Here is a 4,388-nt window from a genome sequence, read left to right as displayed (position 1 = left end):
TACATTATACGAACTACCGTTTATAGCGCACATATCCGCCCGGATCATGTGCGCCCATTCTGTCCACAATGGTTTTTAGCAAGGAATCGAAATAAGCCCGCTTAATTCGTGCCTGATGATTTTCTTTTGCTCGCGGATACTCCAGCGCAGCAATGATTTCCAAGGGTTCAACGCCGACCGTTTCCGCGATTTCCAAGATGCAAGCTAAAGGCAGTCGCAGCCGCGCCGTTCTATATTGGCAAATATAGGACGGCGCCACCTTCCAGCGTTTGGCTAGTTGATAGTCCGAATAAATGCAGGCATGGAATTTATACAAGTCCAGCCACTGCGAAGCATTAAACATAATAATAACAAAGTATTATGAAATAATAGTTTGTTATTATGCCGTTTAATGCGCGGATGTTTAAGAGTTAGCGTTTGCGAAGTAGTCAAAAAGGCTACCTGAAAGAGTTTTCAGGTAGCCTTTTTCAGGTAGCCTAATGTTGCAGGTAGAAATCTACGGGCACGTCGATTTCAGATTCAATCATCATTCCTGCTGCCGACAGTGCCGGGCGGAAACGGTGGCGCTTGGCTGCCGCAATCGCCGCATCATCCAATGATTTGAAACCGCTCGTCCTGCCCAGCTTCACTTCTTGCGGTGGGCCGGTGAGCACATTGGTTTTTACCACCAGCCAAACCGTACCTTCCTGCCCCTGATATCGTGCCGATTCAGGGTATTCAGCCTGAATAGCACCTATCGGCTCTGCTTCTCGGCTTTTGCCGCTGAACGTGAATTCCTGAATGCCTTCGGTTACGGATTGGGCACTTTGGCGGTAGGCGTTCTGCGCTTCCTGCTGGGTGCAGCCTGCGGCCAGCAGGATTAAGGCAGCCAGCATTATTTTAATTTTCATACTATTTCTATATTTCCTTCTTCATCTATCTGGGTTCTCTTGAGTGCTTTCTGCAAGATTACGTGTACTAGTTCGCTTTCTTTAAGTGGCATTTTCCCAAGGTTCACCAGTTTTCTATTGGTGTCGATGGACACCTTCCTGATTAGTTCTTTTTCGGTGTCGTTGATTCTTAGGTTTGTCATGTAGTTTTGCATGGTTATCTCTAGCGGTTGTTGTATTTTTGTATTTTAGTAGCTCAAACGCATGTATACATGCATTTAGTTGTTGCGTTGGCATGTATATTTGTGTATGTTTGCCTTAATGTTGGCATGTATACAAATAACAATTTATTTGTGTATGTGATTTTTTGACAACAAAAGGGCTATCAAATGACTTCCTCCTCTAGCACTCTCCGAACTTTCGAAATCAGCAATACCACCCGCAAACGCACCGACTCCCACCTCTTCCCCGTAGCACTCGATGATATCGAGGGCTACGAGGTCGTCTTCAAAGAAGACGGCAGGGTTTGTTTTTCCACCTTCTTCCCTTCCGAATGGGTTAATCACAAGGGCGCGACCTTCGATGTAGGCTTTGAACAAGCCTGCATGATGGGGCACAACTTTATCGGGGGCGGCAATGGCTAAGGCTGACCGCTCCGTTTCCGTTTGTCTCTACGGGGACGAATGGCACTTAGTCTGCTACGACAGCGGCTATCCCGTTGGCGGCAGCATTTTCCTATCCTACCCATTGCAGCAGCCGATAATCGGGCTAGATGGTAAAGCCATCGGGCGCGATTATGGCTATTGCTGCGCCCGTCTCGAAGGGCAGCGCTTTATCGAAACGGGGTTACTGCCATGACCGCCCCGCTCTACCGCCAAACAGGCAAGGTGAAGCATATAAGTGCCAACGGCAGTTATATGCTGAACCGCCGCCGCTGTATCGAATGCGATACTTATCGCGATTTGATGCACTTTGCTGCCGACAGCCGCGTTTGTGATGCCTGCGCGGTAGCTATTGCAGGGGGGCGCGAAGCTTCCGCAGGAAGCGCAGCGACCCTTCCTTGTCTTAATAGTAACAATTCAATTTCTGAACAAGTTCCCCCCGTTTATTTCCACGATTTTTCACACCAAGAAACGCAGGAATTTTCAACCAGTGGCAGAAAGTCTGCTGCTGCGTTGGAAATGAACATCCATGGTTTGATTGATGCCTACGGTATCGACAACTGCGCTTTCGTCACTCTCACTTTTCCCGACCATGTAACCGACCCGCGCGAAGCATCGCGCCGTTTCAACAGCATGAATAGCAATTTCCTGCGGCATCAGATTGACGGCTATGTGGGTGTATTCGAGCTGCACAAGTCAGGTCGTATTCACTTCCATTTTGTTGTCAATCTCGGTTTTGACTGCCGCACGGGATTTGATTTTCAGGCGGTTGCAAACGGCGATTACTCAAGCGCCAGCCCTCGGCTGCGTGCCTTGTGGAAGCTGTGGCGCGAGCGTCTGCCGGCTTACGGATTCGGGCGTTTTCAGGTGGTACCCATCAAAGGCGGGGCGAAGGGCATCGCTGCCTATGTGGCGAAGTATGTGGGCAAATCCTTGGCGGCGCGTAAGCCTGAGCATAAGGGTTTCCGCTTGGTTCGCTGCTCTATGGACAAGGCGCAGAAATGGAAACGCGCGAATAGCTGCTTTTCCTTTGTGTCGGCTGGTTCTCGGCATTGGCGCGAATGCCTGAAGCAATGGTTTTTGATGGTCAAAGATTATTTGAAACAGTCCAGTTTACGGCGTGGGCGCATTCTGCCCCATCGCATGGATGCGGACGACTATGACGATTTTTTACGGGATGCAATCGGTAGTAAATGGGCATTCCTCAACCGCCGCCAAATCTTGGCATTTGGCGATTTTCTGCAAACTTCGCAGCCATTGGCTGCATAGAAAGGGGCTTTTATGTCTGAAATGAAACAGGGCTTTTATGTTGTTGGTTTGTTTGACCGCGTTTTCCAGAAACGCCGCCGCCGTGATGATGGCACCGAAACAGTAAGCGATCATGTCGGCTTATTGATTCGTAATGAGAACAGTGGCACTCAAGTGCTTTCTGTTCGTACCAAGAATCCCGCGTTGTACGACCAGTACAAACGCGATCAGGTCGTAACAATCAAGGTACAAGTAGGGGCTTATAAGGATTATGTGTTTTATCAGGATGAAACCTGTTAGCCATTTCTAAGGCTTTGGGGGTGTGCCTTCTAGCCCTGTAAACACTCCCACCATTTCCCTATTTGGTCGCAACGCCGCCGACCAAATCCCTGTTTTCCAGCGGCGCAGCCTGCCCCGTAAGGGGCACGCGAACGCAATGCGTGGAAGCGGTATAGCGTACACGCAATGCGAACGCGAAACATCTATAAAGGACTTACCATGTTCAAATCTAGAACTTCTAAATTGGCACTTGTCGGCACTTCTCTCGCTGCATTAGGCAGCCAAGCCTATGCGGCTGTACCTACTGGCGTGAAAGAAGGTATCGAAGCGGCTGGCGCAGATGCGCTGACAGTTGGCGGTTATGTAGTAATCGCCATCGCCGGCTTGTTCGCCATTACCCTGATTGTGAAGATTTTGCGCTAAGGGGTGCAGCATGGGCTATGCCGTCGGCAATCTTTGCTATGACAACCGTCAACAAGCGGAAGACGTCTACTATTCCAAGGTCGTCCCCTATGTGGACGGCAAAGCCCTTTATCAGCCTACCCGCCAGGCGGATGGCTGGTATTTCCAAGGTACCAAGCTGCAAGCCGCCTTACCTTCTTGCGACCCTGCACAGAATTTCAAGGATGGGGTGCAGCTTGGACTGTATTTACTGATTCCCCTTGTTGCTGCTTGGGGCATCGTTGTAATCAGGCGGATTTTGAGATGATAGACCAATATTATGCAATGGGTGTTTTTGTCATGGTCTTTGTCGGCTTGATTCTGTTTCGTTACTAGGGGCTATTATGAAACGTTTTCTAATCGGGCTGGCTTTATGCTTTATGCCCGTTTTTTCTCTTGCTTTGCCTGTTTGTGGGGATGGCAAAATTTCGTTTACCTGTTCTGAAGATGGTGCGAATAAGCAATGTCAGTTTTATGAGTATTACGCTGGTACTGTTCGGGATTGCGAATTACCAGATAAATACAAAGATGAGAATGGGCGCGCTTGTTTTAAGAATGGCGATGTTTCACCCTGTGAAAAACATAATGATGAGGGCAAACAGCCAAAAACTGATAACCCGCCAGAAGGCGATAAAACCCCTAAACAACCTCCTAGCAATCAATGTTTTTCTGTAAATGATAAACGCGTAAGAACGATTGAAGAAGCTTGTAAATTGCAGGGTGATGGTTTTGTTCCCAAATATGGCACATCTTGTTGGCATCCTGGCTATTTTGTTCAGGTTTCCCCGAACCGCGTTCCTTGCGAAGAACAGCCTAAACAGCCCGAACAGAAAGAACCTAAACAACCTCCTCCGAATGATGGCAAACAGCCAAAGCATGATGATGGCAA

General features: G+C 48.7%; 9 protein-coding genes. 7 read left to right on the top strand and 2 right to left on the bottom strand.

Translation table 11 applies throughout. The features are described from left to right. Window positions 1-13: 13 nt before the first annotated feature. Entirely contained in the window at window positions 14-343 is a 330-nt protein-coding gene (locus tag HMPREF2541_RS11485; RefSeq protein WP_083296746.1) for a hypothetical protein, read from the bottom strand. Between the two features lie 133 nt (window positions 344-476). Further along, a complete protein-coding gene (locus HMPREF2541_RS01675; protein ID WP_070541388.1) occupies window positions 477-890 on the bottom strand; it encodes an energy transducer TonB in 414 nt (137 codons plus the stop codon). Window positions 891-1,258: 368 nt separating this feature from the next. Between HMPREF2541_RS01675 and HMPREF2541_RS01665 the strand changes: the two genes are divergently transcribed. The 7 genes from HMPREF2541_RS01665 to HMPREF2541_RS11790 all read left to right on the top strand — a co-directional run. Then, window positions 1,259-1,513, top strand: coding sequence for a hypothetical protein (locus HMPREF2541_RS01665; protein WP_070541386.1), 255 nt, complete (start codon window positions 1,259-1,261; stop codon window positions 1,511-1,513). After that, window positions 1,506-1,727: a hypothetical protein gene (locus HMPREF2541_RS11800; protein ID WP_141744167.1), complete on the top strand. Its 222-nt coding sequence runs from the start codon at window positions 1,506-1,508 to the stop codon at window positions 1,725-1,727. Before HMPREF2541_RS01665 ends, HMPREF2541_RS11800 begins: the two co-directional genes overlap by 8 nt. After that, window positions 1,724-2,800: a rolling circle replication-associated protein gene (locus HMPREF2541_RS01660; protein ID WP_141744166.1), complete on the top strand. Its 1,077-nt coding sequence runs from the start codon at window positions 1,724-1,726 to the stop codon at window positions 2,798-2,800. The genes HMPREF2541_RS11800 and HMPREF2541_RS01660 overlap by 4 nt, the downstream gene beginning before the upstream one ends. A 12-nt stretch (window positions 2,801-2,812) precedes the next feature. After that, complete coding sequence (locus HMPREF2541_RS01655; RefSeq protein ID WP_064103410.1) at window positions 2,813-3,079, top strand: hypothetical protein; 267 nt, start codon at window positions 2,813-2,815, stop codon at window positions 3,077-3,079. A 198-nt stretch (window positions 3,080-3,277) separates the two neighbouring features. Further along, on the top strand, window positions 3,278-3,481 hold the full coding sequence (locus HMPREF2541_RS11795) for a major capsid protein (RefSeq protein WP_141744165.1): 204 nt from the start codon (window positions 3,278-3,280) through the stop codon (window positions 3,479-3,481). A gap of 10 nt (window positions 3,482-3,491) precedes the next feature. Beyond that, window positions 3,492-3,767: a hypothetical protein gene (locus tag HMPREF2541_RS01650; RefSeq protein WP_064103408.1), complete on the top strand. Its 276-nt coding sequence runs from the start codon at window positions 3,492-3,494 to the stop codon at window positions 3,765-3,767. Between the two features lie 76 nt (window positions 3,768-3,843). Beyond that, window positions 3,844-4,388 (top strand): hypothetical protein (locus HMPREF2541_RS11790; RefSeq protein ID WP_141744164.1); only part of this gene is annotated, 545 nt, incomplete at its 3' end.

Origin of the sequence: Eikenella sp. HMSC061C02, from assembly GCF_001809035.1 — a bacterium.
GTDB classification, from domain to species: domain Bacteria; phylum Pseudomonadota; class Gammaproteobacteria; order Burkholderiales; family Neisseriaceae; genus Eikenella; species Eikenella corrodens.
The sequence above is the reverse complement of the archived record's forward strand: the minus strand, read 5'-3'. Positions and strand labels throughout refer to the sequence as shown.

Coding starts and splice junctions, on each gene's coding strand:
- HMPREF2541_RS11795 (WP_141744165.1), top strand. CDS start 3,278: ATGTTCAAATCTAGAACTTCTAAATTGGCACTTGTCGGCACTTCTCTC.
- HMPREF2541_RS01660 (WP_141744166.1), top strand. CDS start 1,724: ATGACCGCCCCGCTCTACCGCCAAACAGGCAAGGTGAAGCATATAAGT.
- HMPREF2541_RS01665 (WP_070541386.1), top strand. CDS start 1,259: ATGACTTCCTCCTCTAGCACTCTCCGAACTTTCGAAATCAGCAATACC.
- HMPREF2541_RS01650 (WP_064103408.1), top strand. CDS start 3,492: ATGGGCTATGCCGTCGGCAATCTTTGCTATGACAACCGTCAACAAGCG.
- HMPREF2541_RS11485 (WP_083296746.1), bottom strand. CDS start 343: ATGTTTAATGCTTCGCAGTGGCTGGACTTGTATAAATTCCATGCCTGC.
- HMPREF2541_RS01655 (WP_064103410.1), top strand. CDS start 2,813: ATGTCTGAAATGAAACAGGGCTTTTATGTTGTTGGTTTGTTTGACCGC.
- HMPREF2541_RS01675 (WP_070541388.1), bottom strand. CDS start 890: ATGAAAATTAAAATAATGCTGGCTGCCTTAATCCTGCTGGCCGCAGGC.
- HMPREF2541_RS11800 (WP_141744167.1), top strand. CDS start 1,506: ATGGCTAAGGCTGACCGCTCCGTTTCCGTTTGTCTCTACGGGGACGAA.